The organism is Yersinia alsatica, assembly GCF_902170305.1.
GTDB classification, from domain to species: domain Bacteria; phylum Pseudomonadota; class Gammaproteobacteria; order Enterobacterales; family Enterobacteriaceae; genus Yersinia; species Yersinia alsatica.
The window spans coordinates 217623-237125 of sequence record NZ_CABHWW010000038.1; the positions used below are offsets into that span (position 1 = coordinate 217623).

Sequence of the window (19503 nt, forward strand, 5' to 3'; positions counted from 1 at the left end):
TTAGGCAGTGGAATGTTTCTTGTACATTAGATGGAAAAACAGCATGGTAATAGGGCGAAGAATACTTATTAAAATATCAATGGAAGCTGAATTATAGGAGAAATGAAATGGACTATCGCGTACTGGAAATCCTGCAATATACCTTGAAGCCGGGGAGTGGTGCTGAATTCCATCGAATCATGCGAGAAATTAGCATCCCACTGCATGCCAGAGAGGGGATGGACGTTGTGGCTTATGGAAATTCGCTCCACGATCCAGATGCTTATTACCTGATGCGTGCTTTTGATAGCCAAGAAGCAATGGCCAATGCTGAGGCGCGTTTTTACAGCTCTGATGGGTGGCTTTCTGGGCCACGAATGACCATCATTGAACGGATTGAAAATAGCTTAAAATCAGTGATACCGATGCCAACTGCCACTATTGATGCTTTAAGGCAACGTGAGTGAGATTATCCCCCCCTTTTCTGAATACGTTATCGGTGGATAACGTATTTAATCACAGTCACTTATATTAATAATCTTTCCAATTAATAAAGTCCGCACAAGAAAATCATCTGCCAATGACTGAATAAAAAATAGGATTTATATAGTATTGAATAAATAGACTTAGTAGATAAATAATATGAAAAGCATCTATTCATAAAATGGACATATTTATATTTATGGTGGCACAATTTTTTTTCAGTGCTAACTTTTTAACATCAGGTGAAATCATAATGGTTCTGTGTCTGCATTTTTTTTTAAATGGCTAAATAAATTCAATAATAATCTTACCTTTTATAGTTGTTTGATTTCACTGACTTTTAATTGAATTTTTCCTCAATTAGGATAGGGGTTGGAAATGACTAGAAAATCTATAGATGAATACCGCTCGACGTTACTGGATTCTCGCTTTGGCTCCCAAGCAATTCGTAATATGACGGAAGATAAAAAATTTCCTAAAGAAGAGATGCGCGAAGATATCGCTTTTCAAATCATCAGTGACGAGCTATTTCTTGATGGCAATGCGCGGCAAAACCTCGCTACATTCTGTCAGACGTGGGATGACGATAATGTCCACAAACTGATGGATCTGTCGATAAACAAAAACTGGATTGATAAAGAGGAATATCCGCAGTCGGCGGCGATAGATATGCGCTGCGTGAATATGATGGCGGATCTCTGGAATGCACCTAAGTCAAAGGATGGGCAAGGGGTTGGAACCAATACCATTGGTTCTTCCGAAGCTTGCATGCTGGGTGGCATGGCGATGAAATGGCGCTGGCGCAAGAAAATGGCAGCCGCAGGAAAACCCACGAATAAACCTAATTTTGTCTGTGGGCCGGTACAAGTCTGCTGGCATAAATTTGCTCGCTACTGGGATGTAGAAATGCGTGAAATCCCAATGGCTCCGGGGCAATTATTTATGGACCCGCAACGCATGGTGGAGGCCTGTGACGAAAACACCATTGGCGTGGTGCCCACTTTCGGTGTGACTTATACCGGCAACTATGAGTTTCCTAAACCACTGCATGATGCATTGGACAAGCTGCACAAAGAGAAAGGTCTTGATATTGATATGCATATCGATGCGGCGAGTGGCGGCTTCTTAGCTCCCTTTGTTGCGCCTGATATCGAATGGGACTTCCGTTTACCGCGAGTAAAATCAATCAGTACGTCGGGGCACAAATTCGGTTTGGCCCCATTAGGTTGTGGCTGGGTTATTTGGCGTGATGCCGCAGCCTTACCTGAAGAACTGATATTCAATGTTGATTATCTTGGTGGCCAAGTTGGTACTTTTGCCATCAACTTCTCGCGTCCGGCGGGGCAGGTTATTTCTCAATATTACGAATTTATTCGTCTAGGCCGCGAAGGCTATACCAAAGTACAAAGTGCCTGTTATCAGGTCGCCGAATTCTTGGCAAAAGAAATTGCTCCGCTAGGACCGTATGAATTCTATTGCAGTGGCGGCCCCTATGAGGGAATTCCTGCAATATGTTTCCGTGTCAAAGACGGGGCAAAACCGGGCTATACCCTCTATGACCTTTCTGAACGTTTAAGATTACGTGGTTGGCAAGTCCCGGCATTTACCCTGAGTGGCGGCATGTCCGATGTGGTAGTGATGCGCATCATGTGCCGCCGCGGATTCGAAATGGACTTCGCTGCACTGCTATTAGACGATTTTAAATCTTCACTGAAATATCTCAGTGAACATCCATCCCTTGGCGGCGAGGCCAGTCAGAATAGTTTTAACCATACCTAAAACGGGTTTTTCTTATTCTGATTATGAGCCTTTAAAACAAGGCGGCGTCATGCCGTGAATAAGGTGGATAAATTATGTCAAATACTGTCTCAAATACCGCCAAGTCAGCGGTCCCGGTAAAAAAACTGGGCATCGCGACTTTGGCGATTATGAATATCGTGGCTGTCGTTAGTCTCAGGGGATTACCCGCTGAGGCTGAATATGGCTTGAGTTCAATTTTCTACTACCTCTTTGCTGCTGTATTTTTCTTAATTCCTGTGTCATTGGTCGCGGCTGAATTAGCCACGGGTTGGCCTGAAAAAGGCGGGGTATTTCGCTGGGTTGGTGAAGCCTTTGGCCCACGATTGGCCTTTCTAGCCATGTTTATGCTGTGGATTGAAGTCACAGTTTGGTTCCCCACCGCGCTGACATTTGCCGCAGTATCACTGGCCTTTATTGGCCCCGAACAACGCTGGGACGAGGCCCTGTCTGCCAATAAATTCTTTGTGTTAGGAATAGTGCTATTTATTTATTGGCTCGCCACCTTTATTGCCTTTAAAGGGGTGGCGACATTTGCCAAAGTTTCAAAATGGGGCGGTATCATCGGTACCATTATTCCGGCGATCATTTTGATTGTTTTGGGCTTTGCTTACCTATTGGGCGGTGGAGCACCACAAATTGAATTAGCTTGGGATCAGGTGATTCCCGACTTTACCAACTTCGATAACGTCGTGCTGGCAGCGAGTATTTTCTTGTTCTATGCCGGTATGGAGATGAATGCCATCCATGTTAAGGACGTGGATAATCCCAACAGAAATTACCCCATTGCCATCATGCTGTCAGCCGTGGGGACGGTGCTTATTTTCGTATTAGGGACTCTGGCCATCGCCTTTATTATTCCTAAGTCGGATATTAGCCTGACACAAAGTTTGTTGGTCGCTTATGACGCGATGTTTAAGTGGGCTGGTCTGGAATGGTTAGGGCCGATTGTCGCCTTTGCCTTGGCTATTGGGGTATTAGCCGGGGTAGTGACCTGGGTTGCTGGCCCATCCTCTGGTTTGCTGGTGGTGGCTAAAGCGGGTTATTTGCCGCGCTGGTGGCAACATACAAACCAAAATGGCATGGCGACACATATTCTGCTGTTACAGGCATTATTGGTGACCTTACTGGCTATTCTGTTTGTGGTATTACCTTCAGTGCAGGCTGCGTACCAAATAATGAGTCAAATGACCGTAATCTTGTATCTCATTATGTATATGCTGATGTTTGGCTCGGCAATTTATCTGCGTTATAGCCAGCCGAATCGCCCGCGGCCATATCATATTCCCGGTGGCACTATCGGTATGTGGATAATTGGTGGGGCTGGGTTGCTTGGCTCTATTCTGGCTTTCGTCTTTAGTTTTATTCCACCCAGCCAAATATCAGTCGGTAGCCCAACGGAATACGTTGGCATTTTGATTGCCACCACCTTGTTCTTTGTCGTGCTGCCATTCTTGATTTATTTGGTGCGCAAACCTCACTGGCGTGATGAAAACAGTGATTTTGCCCCATTTACCTGGCAAGCCGAGAACGGGCATCCGGGGTTACAAAACTTATCGGCAGCCCATACCAGTGATGTGACGGCATCTGTCGCCACGAAATCCCCAGCGGCGAGCACGCCAAAAAGTTAATTTCCCTCCTCTCTAAGCAGGGCGGCATTGGCCCCCTGCTCAATGACATTAAGTGTTGGAGTCAGTGTTATGACTATTAACCTGGATCATTTAAATCAAGCGGTTAAGAATGCTTATTCGCAATATTCCACTCTTTCTGGGGGTGAGAATGCCAGTTATATTCCCTATCTGGCCAGTGTTCCCAGCCAACTTGCTGCGGTGGCAATTGTTACCGTCGATGGCCATATTATCGCGCAAGGCGAGGCTGATTTTCGCTTTGCTTTAGAGTCTATTTCGAAAGTGTGTTCCCTCGCCTTGGCCTTAGAAGACATTGGCCCGCAGGAGGTGCAGGACAAGATTGGTGCCGACCCTACCGGTTTGCCTTTTAACTCGGTCATTGCGTTGGAGTTGCACAATGGCAAACCCCTGTCGCCATTGGTTAATGCTGGCGCCATGTCTACGGTCAGTGTGATTAAGGCCAGTGATCGTGAAAACCGCTGGGCACGTATTCTGGATATTCAACAGAAACTTGCCGGGGCACCCATTTCACTTTCAGATGAAGTTAATCATTCAGAGCAAACCACTAATTTTCATAATCGTGCCATTGCCTGGTTACTCTATTCTGCGCAGGCGATGTATTGCGATCCAATGGAAGCTTGCGACGTTTATACCCGCCAGTGTTCAACCTTGTTTAATACCATTGAATTGGCAACCATGGGGGCAACCTTTGCAGCCAATGGCATGAACCCGGTGACTAAAAAACAGGTACTGACGGCCTCAAACATGCCATTTATTCTGGCGGAAATGACAATGGAAGGGATGTATGGTAGCTCGGGCGATTGGGCATATACCGTGGGTTTACCGGGCAAAAGTGGCGTCGGTGGCGGTATTTTAGCGGTAGTCCCTGGGGTTATGGGAATTGCCGCATTCTCACCACCACTTGATCCGGTCGGCAATAGCGTGCGCGGGCAGAAAATGGTGGCTTCGGTTGCCCAACAATTGGGATATAACCTGTATAAAAGCCGCTAACCACGGATTTTAGCTCACTAGATAAATAGAATGGCCCTGTGATACAGGGCCAGATTATCTGGATATTGCGATAAAAAATCAGCTTAAATCGATATTTTTGTGGCCAAAAAACCAGGTCAGAATAAAGCCAGCAATATACGAAATCAGTAGGCCAGCAATATAAACCAGCATTCCGGCAAAAATCCCCTGTGCTGATGTCATTAGTGGAATCGACACTATGCCCGATGGACCAAATACCGTATTCAAGCCAACCGGAAGCCCCAGCCAAGCGACGAGCCCAATAAAGAAGCCGCCGACCGCACCACCCACACAGGCGGTAACAAAGGGCTTCAAGCGCGGTAACGTCACACCATAGATAAGTGGCTCGCCAATCCCCAATAGCCCGGGGAAGATGGCCCCTTTAATTTGCGTACGCAGGACAGAGCCTTTGGGCGAACGCGCATAAAGAGCCAGCGCGGCGCCCACTTGACCGGCACCCGCCATCGCCAGAATAGGGAATAATGAGTTAAATCCTTGCGCATCCATTAAGGCAAAATAGACTGGAACAAACCCTTGATGGATACCAAAAACTACGGCAATCAGGAATAGCCCCGCCAGAATTGCGGTGCCGAAAGGGTTACCATTCAAGTGCATAAATAGCCAAGACATGCCCTTAAATAGCTCGCCACCCAAAGGCATAATAACCACAAAGGTAATCGCACCAGTAATCAGCAACGTGATAGTTGATGTTAGGATCATATCCAGATTATCAGGGATAAAACGACGTACTTGTCGCTCAATCCATGCCCCTGCCATACAGGCCAGCAGCACGCCAATAATATTACCGCGCGGATCAATGACCAGGCCGAAGAAGTTTTCCATCCCGGCGTAATAGCCGACAGTGCCCTCCGGCACATAGCGTAAAATAAATAACGACGCGATAATTGCGCCGTTGACTCCGGTCCCGCCAAAGGCTTTCTGTGTATTAAAGCCAATTAGGATGCTCAGGAAAGTAAATAAGCCGATGCTGAACACTTTCATGTAAGCAATCAGCCCCACTAACCACGAGGACGGAGTGACGCCTTCTAATACCAATGTTTGCTGAAGCAGAGTTGCTATCCCTAGCAGTAGCCCTGCGGCAATGAAGCCCGGAATTAATGGGGTAAAGATGGTCGCAAATTTAGTCAGAAAATTATGAACTGCACTCTTCTGTTTCGCTTTCATCTGTTGTTTTGTTTGGCTTGCCAGTACTTGCAGATCAATTTCATCAGCATTGTCATGGCCCTGCTGTGGTTCAGCACTTAGAACCTTATTCATCATTTCGCTGGCGGTTTGAGATTTACCCGGCCCTAGGATGATTTGCAATTGGTCGTCGCCATTGACCACTCCCATGACTCCGGGAATTTTCTTCAGATCTTCGTGTTGTATTAGCTGGCGATCTCTTAAGGTGAGACGCAGCCTCGTCATGCAGTTTCCACAGACGATGATATTTTTACTCCCACCAATGAAGAGTAAAATCTGTTCAATCGTAGAATCCGTTATTTTCGCCATAGTTATACTTTAATCTCCTGCCGTGCTTTACGGATAAACCCTTTATTCTTGCTTAGGATCGCACCCGCGTCCTCGGCAGACATACCACTTAGTATCATCATAATGGCTGTTTTGCAGTGGCGGTTGCATTCATTGAGCGCGTCTTGCGCCTCATCGGGGGAACACTCTGTCGCCTGGACAACAATATCGACCTGGCGCTGTACTAGCTTGGCATTTGTCGCTTCGACATCCACCATCAAATTGCTATAAACCTTGCCACTGCGGATCATGGCGCCGGTTGTCAGCATGTTCAGAATTAATTTCTGCGCAGTGCCGGCCTTCATTCGTGATGAGCCAGTGACGACTTCCGGGCCAACCAGCGGCTCGATGGCAATATCTGCCGCTTTGCTCATTTCGCTATTCTGATTGCAGGAAATAGCGGCAACGGTAGCGCCTACCCCACGAGCATAAGCCATTGCCCCGAGCACATAAGGTGTGCGGCCACTTGCTGCAATACCAACGAGCACATCACGGGCATTAAAATTAAGGTTACGTAAGTCTTGCTCACCCATTTCACGGCTATCTTCAGCATTTTCAACTGCTTGTAGGATGGCGGTATTTCCGCCAGCAATTAGGCCGACGACCATTTCTCGTGGCGTGCCATAAGTTGGTGGGCACTCACTGGCATCCAAAATCCCCAGCCGCCCAGAGGTACCCGCGCCGCAGTAAATTAATCTGCCGCCATTTGCGAAAGCCTCTGCAATAAGATCAACCGTCTTGGCTATTTCAGGAAGCTTCTCTCCCACCGCAAAAGGGACCTTTTTATCCTCGTTATTGATCACCGTGAGCATATCCAGAGTTGCAAGGGTGTCAATTTGAGAACTAGCGGGGTTTCGGCTTTCTGTAACCATTGAGCTTAGATTGATCTTCATTAGGACTTCCTTTTATTTAAATTATCGGCGATGTTAAGGAATTATTTATTTATTAAACGTGATGTTTGTCACGGTAAAATCTATTCTAAGCATGGCTGGTTAGAGGAATAAGCAGCGATAAAAATCAATAAATAAAAAAATTATTCTCATTATATTTATGCAGTTACGCCTGATTCATAAAGATGCGGGTGCTGGAATAATCTATTATCTTTTACGGGAAAACTTTTAATGTCGATTCTGAATGAAATAACCTGGTTACTGCCTGAACTGGCAGAAAACCAACAAAAAATAGCGAAATATATTCTTGATAATCCGGAATCTATACTCAGTATATCTTCTTCTCAGTTTGCAGAAAATGCGGGCGTCAGCCAATCAGCAATCGTAAAATTTAGTCAAAAGATAGGAATGAAAGGTTTTCCTGCATTGAAACTTGCTATCAGTGAGGAATTAGGCCGGAATAACTTATTTAAATCTTATCCACATAAAGCCCTGCATAATTCTATTTCATCAGAAGATTCACTGATGGTCATGGCACAAAAGCTTGCGCATGAGAAGACGGCATCAATCATGGAGACAACCCGCAAGATAAATTTCTCAGTTTTCCAACATATTGTGTCTCTTATTAATACTGCTCAGCGTGTGCAAATAGTCGGGATATGGGGGTCAGGACTTACAGCCAAAGACCTGAGTTACAAACTACAAAAGATAGGTATAGTGACGCTGGTTGAAGCCGACCTCCATGTCCAGATAGCAGCTGCGCTCACTCTGACACCCAAAGATGTACAGATTGTTCTTTCATTCACTGGTAGAAGGAAGGATATGAGAATTGCTGCAACAATGGCTAAAGCGCAAGGGGCAACCGTCATTGCTATCACGGGCAGTAAAGTCTCGCCGCTGGCTAAAATTGCAGATTATGTCCTTGAAAGTATTTCTGATGAGAATGAGTGGCGCAGCTCCTCGATCTCTTCACGTACGGCTCAAAATACCCTGACAGATCTGATTTTTTTGGCATTGATGCAATTGCGGCAAGAAATGGCTAAGCCATTAATTTTAAATGCAAATATGACTATCAATAATTTGGATGACTGATGCAGACAGCGAGTGGTTAATCTGATTTCAGGCAATGAAGTAAGATATTTTGATTATCTCATTGCCATATTCCATTTACATGGTGTTCATTTTGTAAGACATTGCCTACAATATCGGGAGGCGGGAGATATTAAATGATTACATTTGGAAAAATTTAATAATAAATATTCCTGATACTGAGACGTTATTCCTTTCCTCATCGCCTTATGCATCAGGCTTCGGGAAATGAACGTAAAAAAAAGGAATAATAATATTCCTTTTAGCGGAAAATAACGAATCAATCAACTGTGATAATTATCACTTTATTACGTAAACTAAAAAGTAAAATCCCCCCGGCAAACATAAATAACGGAGGAATTAATGAAAGTAATAATACCCGCGATTCTCTTGTTTAGTAGCTGCGCTTACGCAGATGTTATTCCAGACCCACAACTTAAAGAAATGTGGTTATCACCTCAAACATCTGCTGAAAAAATAATCTCTAACATGAGCTTTGAAGAAAAGCTTGGGCAAATATTGATGGTTGATATTCGTTCGTGGAGCAATGATAACAACGATGATAAAAAGCCCTTTATCGCAATCAATGACACCGTCAGTAAAATGATTCGAGACTATCATTTAGGATCGATTATTCTTTTTAGAGAAAACTTAATTGACACTCCGCAGACAGTTGAATTAATTAATAATCTACAGCGCGCACGGAGTAATTTCCCACTATTTATTAGCACTGATCAGGAAGGGGGATATGTTACCCGCTTACGAGTTGGTACTGAAATGCCCGGAAATATGGCGTTAGGCGCGACAGGATCATCAAAATTAGCTGAGCAAGCTGGAAGTATTCATGGCTACGAATTATCCAGTCTTGGTTTTAATTTTAATTTTGGTCCTGTAGTTGATGTTAATAATAACCAAAATAATCCTGTTATTGGTGTTCGTTCTTACTCCGACGATCCGGTGCTGGTGGGGGAATTAGCACGCAGTTATATCAATGGTATTCATAAATCCAATGTGCTGACTTCACTAAAACATTTTCCCGGCCATGGTAATGTCAGCTCAGATACCCATTTTGCGCTACCTACTGTCAATATTGATAAAGCATCATGGCAGCAGGTAGAACTGAAACCATTTGTTGAAGTCATGCCCGTTACTGATGCAATTATGACGGCTCATATTGTGGTACCCGCACTTGATAACGCCATGCTGACGAATATTAAGGGCGAGAAAATCGGCACTCCGGCTACATTATCGAAGCCGATCTTGACCGGTATTTTGCGTAACCAACTTAAATTTAATGGTTTAATTCTGACTGACGCGATGGATATGGGCGCTATCACCGGTAATTTTGATCGTAACTGGTCAATCAAACAAGCCATTATGGCAGGAAATGATATTGTATTAATGCCCATGGAAATAAAGAATAGCGCCAGTGTTGAGCAACTCAAGGGGCTTTACCACTATTTAAAAGCCGAGGCAGTAAAAGATCCTGTGCTTAAACAACGCATTGAAGATGCTGCACAGCGAGTTATTTATACCAAACTTAGTAAGCGCATTTCTGCGGACCCGCACGACGTTGCTACCGCTGAAAGAGTTGTAGCATCGAAAAATCATAAAGATATTGAAAATTTCATTTCTGAACAGGCGATCACGCTAATTAAAAATGACAATGTTTTGCCTTATCACCTCAAGCCGCAAAACAATATCATGGTATTTTCTGATGAAAAACCACGTAACGAACTAATCACCAAGCATCTCTATGATATTGCAGATCAGTTTCGTGTCACTTTCGACGTTAAAAATGAAGTCATCAAGCTGGATAAAGATGATATTAGACCTGAAGAGATAGCCAGGCAGATTAAAGGCCAGAATCTTATTATTCTCGCTACTTATAATCTTAAGCTCAACCCTGTCAATGCACAGCGGATTATCGATGTAGCAAATAAAGAAAACATTCCTCTGGTTGTTATCTCCAGCAGAAACCCTTACGACATTGCCTATTTGTCTAATGTTAAAGCCAATATTGCGATTTATGGCATCACTGGATTTGATGTCACTAATAATGTGCGTAATAGCTTGGAAACCAACATCCGCAGCGGGCTACAAACGCTATTTCAGGGGACGAAAGGGAAATTAGATGTACTGGCCAAGCCGCATGGGAAATTACCGGTAGATATTAGAACGCCTGATAATAGCCAAATACTCTATCCACGTGGTTATGGATTAACACTGTTATAAACATCGCGGAAGGTAAAAATGAATATAGTAAAAGGACTTATGGTCTTCAGCGCCATAACGATGTGTATGCCTGTATTTGCGGATGAGTTTGAAACTGATTATGACCAGGAAATCATTAAATTAAATAAAAGAATCCAGCAAATAGAACAAGAGAAAAAAGAAGCACAAGATAAACTAAAACAAAAAGCCTGGAATTTTGATACCTATATAGGTGCTGAGCAAGAAATAGACAGTGATGAAAGTTGGAAGTTTATTAAAGGAAGTATGGCAACCTCACCTTATGTCGGTGCCTATGTTTACCAGAATGATTCATTATGGCTATATGATGTTCAGTTCTTAAAAACATATTTGGATAATAACCCAGAGTATGATCGTACACGTTGGCAGGCAGGGGTAACCAGAACCTTTCCTTTCACCTATGACGGTAAGAACGGTAATACAAAATTACGTCTCGGATATCGTAATGATAACTGGCATTTCCCTTCAATCAAAAGTCCTGCTCTGGCTGACCCAGAATATAAGGGAGATGTCCGCAAAGGGGAAGAACGGCATGAAATTTGGATACGTCCACAGGCATACTATAAATACTCAGAAACCCTGAGTTTTAATGCTAGCCTCTCATTTCGTTTGATAGACCGTAAGCTAGATTATGCTCGTGCAAAAGGGAACTATGGCGTATATAAGCGGGATTGGAGCCAAATTAATGAACACTTTGCCGGGACAAATATCACCTTTAACCAGAAGAATTCACTCTGGCTAAACTATTTATACATTGATGAGCAATTGGTCAATACGCTGTATAACAAAGAGCACTTCTTATGGGGCATTTACCGTTATAAGTTCGATAATGACTTACTATTGATGCCCTATACCCGTCTGGCATTGACGAAAGGCACACAGAGTTTCCGTGATTCGAACAACCATGAAACGCTATATAAAGAAAAGAATCGGAGTCGTTATGGCTTACAGGTGCTTTATCCACTAACGAAACAAACTTCAATATTTGCAGATACCTATTACCGGCCAGAACAAACCTGGACTAATAACAATAAGACCAGCAATAATTTTTGGTTCTGGGCGGTGGAGTTAAGGCATAATTTCTGATATTAAGTAAGTAACATCATAATATTCATTCATTAATAGCGAGAGATAAGGAATGAGATATTTCCTGCAAAAATTATTATGCCTGTGTTTATTATTTATGATAAATGCCAGCTATGCTGACGTGTCGCAAAAAATTATTTTAGGTGTCGATCAGGAAAATGTTTATGGGCCACTGCTTAAAAATAAGCGAGTTGGCTTAATGGTAAATCAGAGCTCTATTAACAGAGAAGGGCGTCATACCATCGACAAGCTGTTATCTGAGCAGAATAAATTCCACTTTACCGTAACAACGTTATTTTCTGTTGAGCATGGTATACGTGGAAATGCAGATGCTGGGTTAGGTGATGATAACCATATTGATAAGCAGAGCGGCCTCCCTATTATTTCTTTGTACGGACGAGATAAAGATGGTCGGGTGCGGGCTCATCCGTCCGAGGCGCAGTTATCTGATATCGACGTCGTTATTTATGATTTGCAGGATGTTGGTGTTCGCTATTTTACCTATACCATCTCCATGCATCATATGCTGGAAAGTCTGCAAAAGTACCATAAACAATTTATGGTGTTCGACAGACCTAACCCTCTCGGTAATTATGTTTACGGACCTATTCTCGAAGAAGAGAATATCTCAGGTATAGGGATGCATCCTGTACCTATGGTGCACGGGCTGACGTCGGGAGAATTTGCTCGGATGATAGTCAATGAGGGTTGGTTAACACATTTCGATGATGCTAGCTGGAAAGCTTTTGGTATCAAAGCTTATCAGTTTCCCCCAAAAGATTTAACGGTTATTGCTATGGGGAATTATACACATGAATCACCTTATTCATTGCCGGTAAGACCTTCGCCAAATTTACGCAGTGATTTGGCTATTCATCTTTATCCTTCTTTAGGAATATTTGAAGCCACCAGTGTCAATATGGGCAGAGGGTCTGATCATCCTTTTGAACAATTAGGTTTTCCATCCAAGAAATTTTATATCAATACCTGCTATGACGTTGATATTAATCAACAGAAAACAGGGTGGCCACATGCAGGTAAAGAGGTCTGTGGCGAGAGATTTACGGCAACCGATATGGCCAATATACCACTGACAATACGTTATTTTGTCGAGTGGTGGTTCAAATTTAAAGATGCAGGTTATTCAATGGTTATCCCGCCACAGATGGAGGCAAATTATCTGGATTATCAGGATGAGTATTTTTTAATCCGCCCGCTATGGCTCGCTAAATTAACGGGTACACGTAATCTGGTTAAATTAATGGAAGCAGCAACAGAGAGGAAGTTGACCATTGATGAAACGGTCAATTATCTGGAATCCAACTGGCAGCCTGGCATTAATAATTATTTAAAGCTCCGCGAGAAATATAAGCTCTATCCTTAAACCTATTATTCTTCTTTGACGTTTGGGGTGCCAGTGAAAGCTGCACCTCTTTTTTTGTGATTTTTATCCTAAAGAGAGCATCGCGGGCCATTCAAGCCAAATAAAAAGGAGTCAGACGATTGCTCATCTAACGCAACAGGCAGAGAACGGCGCACAGTGGTTATCAGTTGCTGGTCAATATCTGCCCAGCCTTTGGTATCGCGGATTATGTCTTGTACCAGTTGCCGGATGGCGCGGTTTATGTGGACAGTCGGCCGCATTCATTATTTGCATGTAAGCCGGTACTATCCAGCAGATTAATGGGGGGATTACAGTCTGGTCACTCAAGCCAGTTACATGGCCAAGTCAGATGGATTAGGTGATAAATATTCCCCTGTGATTGGTTAATCGCTCTCGCCCAATCAGCCCGCCGCGCGGGCTTTTTTACGCCTGCCCATAAGTACCGCCAACGGCCCGCAGTACCCTGCAAACCACAACACCCGAAATGGATCACGCCAGCCATGCCCCGCGCACGTAGCAGAACACGCCACGAAAGAAACATCATCGCCACGGAAACGGCACTACACCGCACCCGCCTGCACACTTTGCCCTATAAAGTTTTTTCAGTTTTATTTTTCTACAAACCATCCCGCCAGCCCGCGCCGTGGCTGGGGCTTTGCAGCAATTCGCCAACTGAAAAGATTGAAAAGAATTTCAGGGATTTTCAGTTTTTTGGATCTTGGAGTGGATCGCGTAAAAGTATTAGTACATTGAATTTAAAAGGGATTGTGTGAATTACGTGAGTTTAAAGTTTTCTAACAAGATCTAGTGGATATGGAGAATACTAATGAAAAACAGGGGAATAAAAGAAATCCCCCACTTACTTGAACTGAAAAAATCACTTGGAGCTTTTTCTTTCTTCCCAAGACTCTATGATATATAGCACTAAGCTATGAGCACTATTTATTGCAAGGCGGGCATGTCGTGGTTTGACATTATATGATTTCCTGCCCGCACCATGAGCTGTGCTTGCGTGAGTCCGAAAGGCACCAATACCATCAACAATTGAGAAAAGCCCCGTAAGTATTCTTTTTAAATCATTATCTTCAATTTGTTGTGGGTTCATACCTAAGTTGTCTCTTACAACTTTCCAAACCCCTTGGAGGTCTTGTCGGGCTGGCATTTCAAGGCTCTCATCTGTGATATAGATTTTGCAGACGGACTCTAGAATATTACACGCGGCAGAAACAGACTCTTTAGGTTCTTTGTGAATGTGTTCAAGTGCTCGGGTAAATTCAGCCTCAATAGCAGGCATATTTTTACCTTTAATTGCCTCTTGTAAAGAAATGGATGTATTTGAAACCCCGCTTGATATGAACCCACCCCTTATGTAGAACAGCCCATATTTACCAAGCATTTCATCCACTCTTTGATTGAACGTTGGCTCTTCATCTTCTGATAAAAAATCACTATATGGTGATGGAGTAGCAATTGGATTTGAAGACTCCATATATCCTTCGATTAATTTTCCAAGGATAGATAGTGGGTCTTTACACTCTTTATTTATTCTTCTAATCCATGCAAGTGCTTTGACGTGTTTAGATCCATCTGGCACCTCACCGGGCGCATCCGCATACATAAATAAGTTATCTAAGCTGGCGTGTGTTTCTAGTGAAGATATATGTTCAGCCACAATAGCGATTAGTGGTTGAGGAATTTTCCGATCCATATTTACCCCACAGTAATTACAAAAAGCGACATACGTTTTTGATAGGTTACCTAGCTTTGAAACCGTAGATGTGAAAATACGGTGCGACACTTTTGCGACACTGACCACCAGATACAAAAAAGCCACTCGATTAAGAGTGGCTTAATATGCTGATTTGACAGCTAAAATTTGGTGGCCCCTACTGGACTTGAACCAGTGACCAAGCGATTATGAGTCACTGCCTGAATTACGTAAAATCAATGTTTTACATTTATTTTCATTGACTTAGATTGCCAATGATTGCATCTATTTGCCTATAAATGCCATTTCTGCCGCCACTTTATCGCCATTTATCTAAGTATATCCAATGTTAGAACGGGGCGCTTTCATCTGACTCGAAATCAAAGGATGGAATGGTGACGTGATGAATCGTATTTCTTTCCATTTCCATCATTTGAGCTTCTTGCTCTCCATCATCGTACCAAGATGAAGTATCAACCTCTAAAGCGTCAGATATGACCTCGAATGTTTCAGGGGAGTCTAAGTGAGAAACCATTCTTAAAGTAAACGGATAATCTTCTTCTATCGTAGCACCGTCATTTTTAGGGCCATACTCTTGTGTCACGTAAGCTGTGCCGCTCGCATAGATATGTATGAACTCATCATCTATTGAGGTAATACCAAAATTTTCAACTTCTGTATAATCTACCCATGCATGATTCGCTATAGTTATAAGATCTTCCGGAATACTGCTTACCGCAGTTGAAATGACTGCTTTTTGTATTTTTTCTTCTAATGTATCAATAAGTTCACTTTTACAACTTTCTATTCCACTAAGAATTGTGGATGCTGTTTCCAAAAGACTTTTTGCATCTTCGAAAAATCTTTGTGGATTAGGGTGTAAAGATTTTTCATTGATATGTGTAAAATTATTTAGAGTCGCGTAAAGCTTTAGCATACAGCGAATCTCATCATCTAATTGCTCAAGAAATTCCTCACCAAGATATTCGTTAGAAATTTTCATCTGCGCACAGTATTTCAGATGTTGTTTTCTAGAAACTTCATAATGTTCATGCTCCCTTACGTACCACGGAGCTTTTTTTACATTGTCATCGGGCGACTTTCTCTTAACTATATGGTCAATCAGCCCTCTAAGTGAAAAGGCAAAGTTGTGGAATCTTAATGGGTTTCCGTGAGAAGCATAGTTCCTTAGGCTTGCTCGGAATAGTTCTCTCTCAAAATCGGTTTCTAAGTGACTTTCAAATTTTTGTATAAAATCCAAGGAACATAGTTTTTTAAGTTTCATTATTTTGTTTCTTTACGCTATTTTCAGCATTTGAGATAAAGGATTAAGACGCACGGCATCCTCTAAATGGTCGGGCGCAAAGTGAGCATATCGCATCGTCATTTTTATATCTGTATGGCCGAGAACGCGCTGCAAAACTAAAATATTTCCACCATTCATCATGAAGTGGCTGGCAAACGTATGGCGTAAAACATGTGTCAACTGACCGGCTGGCAGCTCTATCTCGGTTCTCTCAAGAGCAGAGCGAAATGCACCATAGCAATCTGTAAACAAACGTCCTTTCTTATCGGAGGAGAGTGATTTGTATAACTCCTTGCTAATAGGAACGGTTCGGTTCTTTCTGCCTTTCGTATTCGTATAGGTAATTTTATACTCTGACAACTGACTTTTACGCATACCCTCCGCTTCTGACCACCGTGCGCCGGTGGAAAGACAAATCCTGACGACCATTTCTAAATCGGGATGGTCATGACGTTTACATTCAGCCAGAAGTAGGGTGATGTGATCATGAGTGAGCCAGGCCATTTCCATTTCTTCGGTACGGAAAGGTCGCATATTTTTCAAAGGGTTTTCACCTTTCCACTCACCGAGTCGACTTAGCTCGTTAAATACCGCTCGAAAATAAGCCAGCTCAAGATTTAGTGTGCGGGGTGATACCACTTTCACCCTGTTTGAACGGGCGTGCTCGCCTTTTAATCTTTTCTCTCTGTAACGGGAAAACATTTGCGCATCGAAATCTCTCGCAAGAGGTTCGCCCATACAGTCAAAAGCGTGATGCATTGCTTGCTGGCGTCTTAGGCCATCTTTAAGTGTGATACCGTGAGCACTATACCATGCGTCAACCAGCTCTTTTAATGTGCGTCTTTCTTCTTTTTCTTCCTGCCACGGGTTTTGAACGGTGTATTGTTCAAACGCTAGTGCTTCACCTTTTGTGGCAAACTTCTTTCTGATGCGTTTGCCATTTGCCCCGTTAGGATACAGTTCACATATCCAGCCGCCAGCAGGGTTCTTACGCACAGCCATTAGTTAACCTCGCTGTAAACACCCGTAACGCGTCCTATCAATTTAATCTCATCAATCCCACATTCAAACGGCACTTTCCCCCCGGCAACATGTAATTTTTTGCCCGGTAGCTTTGTTAGTTCACGAATGCTAATAGACTCATCAATATCAACCAACCACAAACCGTCCGATAACGATGCTGCTTTATCGATAAAGTGAAGTTTTCCATCAGTGCGAACAGCAATTCCATCAGATAAAGGCTTCCCAAAAAGCTGAACATCAATATTCAGATAACCATCACTTTTGAGTATTTCTTCACTTAATGTGAATATTTCTATTCTCTTTGTATCCGATAATGAAGACTTACCTTCAAATTGCTGTCCTTCTCCGGTCAATAACCATCTAAGGCTTGCCCCCGTTTCAAGTGCGCAGTGTGCTGCAAAGTCGTAAGAGATAGCTCCACGGGTGTATCGATTAGACAGCGAACTAGATGCGATATCGAAGTGGTTAGCTAATTGAATTTTCTGAGAAAATCCATATGCCAAACAGACTCTATCCAATACATCTACGTTGCTCCATCCTAAAGAATCAATTCTCATTTTGATAAAACCTATTTACTATCTCCCAATATGGGGATATATTTTGGCTAAACCTACATAATTGATGGCTGGCGTTGGCAAACAGAGGCGCATCACTTACAAACTTTGGCAAATAGGGAATCATGCATCATGGCTTCTGAAATCGCAATTATAAAAATTCCTGCTCCTGTAGTGAGTTTGGAAATGTTCGCAAAACTTGAGGGTGTTTCAAAACGTACCGCTTACCGTTGGACGACTGGCGATAACCCTCGCGTACCAATTGAAAAGCGAGTGATTCGCAAGGGATGTAAGAAAGCCGGTGGCCCGATTCGTATTTACTATGCGCGCTGGAAAGAAGAACAACTTCGCAATGTATTCGGTCATGCTCGTTTTCAGCTCATCATTGATAATCTGTATTCACTTTAAGTGAATTCTAAGGATGTGACATGTTTGATTTTTCTGTTTCTAAACATCCGCACTTTGACAATGTATGCCGCCAGTTTCCGACACGTCACAATCTGACGCAGTTGGCGAAACAGTTGGATATGAATGCGCAAACGTTGCGGAACAAGCTCAACCCGGAGCAACCGCATCAGCTTACGGTTACTGAATTGCTCGCGATCACCGACGCAACAGAAGACGCCAGCCTTATCGATGCCATGTTGGCGCAAATAAACTGTATGCCGTCAGTGCCAGTAAATGAGGCCAGCGCCGATAACATTTCTACCTACGCACTTAAAGCAACAGCCGCCGTGGGTTCTATTGCGGCCGCTGCGGTACAAGGCAACCATAAAACAGCATTCAGCAAATCTGCTCTGTTGGATAGCGTCAATACTGCGATTCGCCATCTGTCATTGATTGGCCTGACGGTGCAATGTCGTATTCAGTCAACCCCTGCGCTTGCTTCAACCGTTGATGTTATTAGCGGCTTGAGTGCTATCGCCGGTTTGAGTTGAGGTGTTTTTATGATTGTTTCTATTGCTCCATTGTTGAAACAGCAAAGCCCGGTAAATCTGCGCCATTTCGGTAACGGTGTACTGGAGTTAAAAAACGGCCAGCGCTGGAAGCCGGGAAGTAATCAAAAGGCGCTTTTACAAGAATTGTCCTCTGCAAAGAAGACGCCAATACTACGCCGTCTATTCAAGCGTTAATTGGGGGGTATATGTTGCAATTAACGGAATCTGAAAATAAAAGGATGATTGGTATTACCAGAATCTCTGAGATTAAGGGTAAATATTTTCATAATAGAAGCAGTGAAAACATTGCCCAAGAGACTTTTGATAAATCACCGGAAAGTCTACGTAAAACAATTTGCATGTATGCAGGTTTGAAAAGCAGGCATGTAACAATGAAATTTTCAGAGCTTAGTTTATCTGAAAGAGTAAAGGTGGTTGATGCTTTAAATGCATTAATTGATTTTGTTAATTCATTGCCGTCATTTATTAGTAATGATGACTGCACTCTGAATATTATTAACTAACCAAAGTCGCAATATATGGCGTTTTACTCGCCGGGTTTCGTATTGTCTAAAAAAAGGAATTACTTATGCAGAATACACAACAAAAAATATGGATGGGCGTAGACCCCGCCAAGTCGGGCAGCGAGCGCACTGTCACAATGATGTCTGTTGAGTCAATGGAACTGATGCTCAATGAAGCGCGCATGGATGAAAGAAAGAATCAGGCCGCGCTAGTTTCATTTCGTCTGGATGAGATTGCTAATCAAATTCTAAACCGGGAGCTGAACGGCGTAGAGGCGGCGGAACTGCTTAACCGAGTAGCC

21 protein-coding genes and 1 tRNA gene are annotated in these 19503 nt (G+C 43.1%); 14 read left to right on the plus strand and 8 right to left on the minus strand.

Translation table 11 applies throughout. From position 1 onward, the window contains the following. Positions 1-107 precede the first annotated feature (107 nt). From FTA96_RS22375 to glsA, 4 genes are all read left to right on the plus strand, one after another. Entirely contained in the window at positions 108-446 is a 339-nt protein-coding gene (locus FTA96_RS22375) for an NIPSNAP family protein (protein WP_050145776.1), read from the plus strand. A 394-nt stretch (positions 447-840) separates the two neighbouring features. After that, positions 841-2241, plus strand: a complete 1401-nt coding sequence (locus FTA96_RS22380) for a glutamate decarboxylase (protein ID WP_145507522.1) — start codon at positions 841-843, stop codon at positions 2239-2241. 74 nt (positions 2242-2315) lie between these two features. Beyond that, the gene (gene gadC, locus FTA96_RS22385; protein WP_050134186.1) at positions 2316-3890 is read left to right on the plus strand and encodes a putative glutamine/gamma-aminobutyrate antiporter GadC; all 1575 of its coding nucleotides are present in this window, start codon (positions 2316-2318) and stop codon (positions 3888-3890) included. A gap of 69 nt (positions 3891-3959) precedes the next feature. Beyond that, positions 3960-4898: a glutaminase A gene (gene glsA / locus FTA96_RS22390; protein WP_050134188.1), complete on the plus strand. Its 939-nt coding sequence runs from the start codon at positions 3960-3962 to the stop codon at positions 4896-4898. A gap of 78 nt (positions 4899-4976) precedes the next feature. On the opposite strand, the gene murP is transcribed toward glsA, so the two are convergent. Together murP and murQ are read right to left on the minus strand one after the other, a co-directional pair. Next, positions 4977-6428 carry a PTS N-acetylmuramic acid transporter subunit IIBC gene (gene murP, locus FTA96_RS22395; protein ID WP_145574908.1) on the minus strand — a complete coding sequence of 484 codons (1452 nt, stop codon included), beginning with the start codon at positions 6426-6428 and terminating at the stop codon, positions 4977-4979. A gap of 2 nt (positions 6429-6430) precedes the next feature. Continuing rightward, positions 6431-7339, minus strand: coding sequence for an N-acetylmuramic acid 6-phosphate etherase (gene murQ / locus FTA96_RS22400; protein WP_050134192.1), 909 nt, complete (start codon positions 7337-7339; stop codon positions 6431-6433). A 228-nt stretch (positions 7340-7567) separates the two neighbouring features. On the opposite strand from murQ, the gene FTA96_RS22405 reads away from it, so the two are divergent. From FTA96_RS22405 to FTA96_RS22420, 4 genes are all read left to right on the plus strand, one after another. Then, the gene (locus tag FTA96_RS22405) at positions 7568-8428 is read left to right on the plus strand and encodes an SIS domain-containing protein (RefSeq protein ID WP_050110333.1); all 861 of its coding nucleotides are present in this window, start codon (positions 7568-7570) and stop codon (positions 8426-8428) included. A gap of 360 nt (positions 8429-8788) precedes the next feature. After that, positions 8789-10660, plus strand: a complete 1872-nt coding sequence (locus FTA96_RS22410; RefSeq protein WP_145574911.1) for a glycoside hydrolase family 3 protein — start codon at positions 8789-8791, stop codon at positions 10658-10660. A gap of 18 nt (positions 10661-10678) precedes the next feature. Continuing rightward, positions 10679-11764 (plus strand): hypothetical protein, encoded by a 1086-nt coding sequence (locus tag FTA96_RS22415; protein WP_145535254.1) that lies wholly within the window; start codon positions 10679-10681, stop codon positions 11762-11764. Positions 11765-11816: 52 nt separating this feature from the next. After that, entirely contained in the window at positions 11817-13148 is a 1332-nt protein-coding gene (locus tag FTA96_RS22420; RefSeq protein ID WP_145535250.1) for an exo-beta-N-acetylmuramidase NamZ family protein, read from the plus strand. A gap of 68 nt (positions 13149-13216) precedes the next feature. Here FTA96_RS22420 and FTA96_RS22425 read toward each other — a convergent pair whose 3' ends face one another. Then, on the minus strand, positions 13217-13408 hold the full coding sequence (locus FTA96_RS22425; protein WP_050134201.1) for a hypothetical protein: 192 nt from the start codon (positions 13406-13408) through the stop codon (positions 13217-13219). 240 nt (positions 13409-13648) lie between these two features. On the opposite strand from FTA96_RS22425, the gene FTA96_RS22435 reads away from it, so the two are divergent. Next, positions 13649-13921, plus strand: coding sequence for a hypothetical protein (locus FTA96_RS22435; RefSeq protein ID WP_235896063.1), 273 nt, complete (start codon positions 13649-13651; stop codon positions 13919-13921). Positions 13922-14025: 104 nt separating this feature from the next. Here FTA96_RS22435 and FTA96_RS22440 read toward each other — a convergent pair whose 3' ends face one another. From FTA96_RS22440 to FTA96_RS22455, 5 genes are all read right to left on the minus strand, one after another. Beyond that, complete coding sequence (locus tag FTA96_RS22440; RefSeq protein ID WP_050108693.1) at positions 14026-14856, minus strand: abortive infection family protein; 831 nt, start codon at positions 14854-14856, stop codon at positions 14026-14028. Positions 14857-15025: 169 nt separating this feature from the next. Next, a tRNA-Leu gene (locus FTA96_RS23365) sits at positions 15026-15150 on the minus strand. Between the two features lie 55 nt (positions 15151-15205). Next, the gene (locus FTA96_RS22445; protein ID WP_186372916.1) at positions 15206-16141 is read right to left on the minus strand and encodes a pPIWI-associating nuclease domain-containing protein; all 936 of its coding nucleotides are present in this window, start codon (positions 16139-16141) and stop codon (positions 15206-15208) included. A gap of 12 nt (positions 16142-16153) precedes the next feature. Beyond that, entirely contained in the window at positions 16154-17164 is a 1011-nt protein-coding gene (locus tag FTA96_RS22450; protein ID WP_145574913.1) for a phage integrase, read from the minus strand. Beyond that, entirely contained in the window at positions 17164-17742 is a 579-nt protein-coding gene (locus FTA96_RS22455; RefSeq protein WP_145574916.1) for a phage repressor protein CI, read from the minus strand. The genes FTA96_RS22450 and FTA96_RS22455 overlap by 1 nt, the downstream gene beginning before the upstream one ends. Positions 17743-17871: 129 nt before the next feature. Here FTA96_RS22455 and FTA96_RS22460 point away from each other — a divergent pair, with 129 nt between their 5' ends. From FTA96_RS22460 to FTA96_RS22480, 5 genes are all read left to right on the plus strand, one after another. After that, positions 17872-18147, plus strand: a complete 276-nt coding sequence (locus FTA96_RS22460; RefSeq protein ID WP_145574918.1) for a hypothetical protein — start codon at positions 17872-17874, stop codon at positions 18145-18147. A gap of 20 nt (positions 18148-18167) precedes the next feature. After that, on the plus strand, positions 18168-18677 hold the full coding sequence (locus tag FTA96_RS22465) for a phage regulatory CII family protein (protein WP_145574921.1): 510 nt from the start codon (positions 18168-18170) through the stop codon (positions 18675-18677). 9 nt (positions 18678-18686) lie between these two features. Beyond that, positions 18687-18872, plus strand: a complete 186-nt coding sequence (locus FTA96_RS22470; RefSeq protein ID WP_145574924.1) for a phage filamentation protein Fil family protein — start codon at positions 18687-18689, stop codon at positions 18870-18872. An 11-nt stretch (positions 18873-18883) separates the two neighbouring features. Then, positions 18884-19201, plus strand: coding sequence for a hypothetical protein (locus FTA96_RS22475; protein ID WP_145574926.1), 318 nt, complete (start codon positions 18884-18886; stop codon positions 19199-19201). 65 nt (positions 19202-19266) lie between these two features. Further along, the coding region (locus FTA96_RS22480; RefSeq protein WP_145574929.1) for a DUF2732 family protein at positions 19267-19503 on the plus strand (237 nt) is incomplete at its 3' end.

Excerpts from the sequence above, each read along its gene's own strand:
- FTA96_RS22435 (WP_235896063.1), top strand. The coding sequence starts at position 13,649 with ATGCCCCGCGCACGTAGCAGAACACGCCACGAAAGAAACATCATCGCC.
- FTA96_RS22445 (WP_186372916.1), bottom strand. The coding sequence starts at position 16,141 with ATGAAACTTAAAAAACTATGTTCCTTGGATTTTATACAAAAATTTGAA.
- FTA96_RS22455 (WP_145574916.1), bottom strand. The coding sequence starts at position 17,742 with ATGAGAATTGATTCTTTAGGATGGAGCAACGTAGATGTATTGGATAGA.
- FTA96_RS22425 (WP_050134201.1), bottom strand. The coding sequence starts at position 13,408 with ATGCGGCCGACTGTCCACATAAACCGCGCCATCCGGCAACTGGTACAA.
- FTA96_RS22460 (WP_145574918.1), top strand. The coding sequence starts at position 17,872 with ATGGCTTCTGAAATCGCAATTATAAAAATTCCTGCTCCTGTAGTGAGT.
- FTA96_RS22405 (WP_050110333.1), top strand. The coding sequence starts at position 7,568 with ATGTCGATTCTGAATGAAATAACCTGGTTACTGCCTGAACTGGCAGAA.
- murQ (WP_050134192.1), bottom strand. The coding sequence starts at position 7,339 with ATGAAGATCAATCTAAGCTCAATGGTTACAGAAAGCCGAAACCCCGCT.
- murP (WP_145574908.1), bottom strand. The coding sequence starts at position 6,428 with ATGGCGAAAATAACGGATTCTACGATTGAACAGATTTTACTCTTCATT.
- FTA96_RS22380 (WP_145507522.1), top strand. The coding sequence starts at position 841 with ATGACTAGAAAATCTATAGATGAATACCGCTCGACGTTACTGGATTCT.
- FTA96_RS22410 (WP_145574911.1), top strand. The coding sequence starts at position 8,789 with ATGAAAGTAATAATACCCGCGATTCTCTTGTTTAGTAGCTGCGCTTAC.
- FTA96_RS22420 (WP_145535250.1), top strand. The coding sequence starts at position 11,817 with ATGAGATATTTCCTGCAAAAATTATTATGCCTGTGTTTATTATTTATG.
- FTA96_RS22450 (WP_145574913.1), bottom strand. The coding sequence starts at position 17,164 with ATGGCTGTGCGTAAGAACCCTGCTGGCGGCTGGATATGTGAACTGTAT.
- gadC (WP_050134186.1), top strand. The coding sequence starts at position 2,316 with ATGTCAAATACTGTCTCAAATACCGCCAAGTCAGCGGTCCCGGTAAAA.
- FTA96_RS22375 (WP_050145776.1), top strand. The coding sequence starts at position 108 with ATGGACTATCGCGTACTGGAAATCCTGCAATATACCTTGAAGCCGGGG.
- glsA (WP_050134188.1), top strand. The coding sequence starts at position 3,960 with ATGACTATTAACCTGGATCATTTAAATCAAGCGGTTAAGAATGCTTAT.
- FTA96_RS22415 (WP_145535254.1), top strand. The coding sequence starts at position 10,679 with ATGAATATAGTAAAAGGACTTATGGTCTTCAGCGCCATAACGATGTGT.
- FTA96_RS22470 (WP_145574924.1), top strand. The coding sequence starts at position 18,687 with ATGATTGTTTCTATTGCTCCATTGTTGAAACAGCAAAGCCCGGTAAAT.
- FTA96_RS22440 (WP_050108693.1), bottom strand. The coding sequence starts at position 14,856 with ATGGATCGGAAAATTCCTCAACCACTAATCGCTATTGTGGCTGAACAT.
- FTA96_RS22465 (WP_145574921.1), top strand. The coding sequence starts at position 18,168 with ATGTTTGATTTTTCTGTTTCTAAACATCCGCACTTTGACAATGTATGC.
- FTA96_RS22475 (WP_145574926.1), top strand. The coding sequence starts at position 18,884 with ATGTTGCAATTAACGGAATCTGAAAATAAAAGGATGATTGGTATTACC.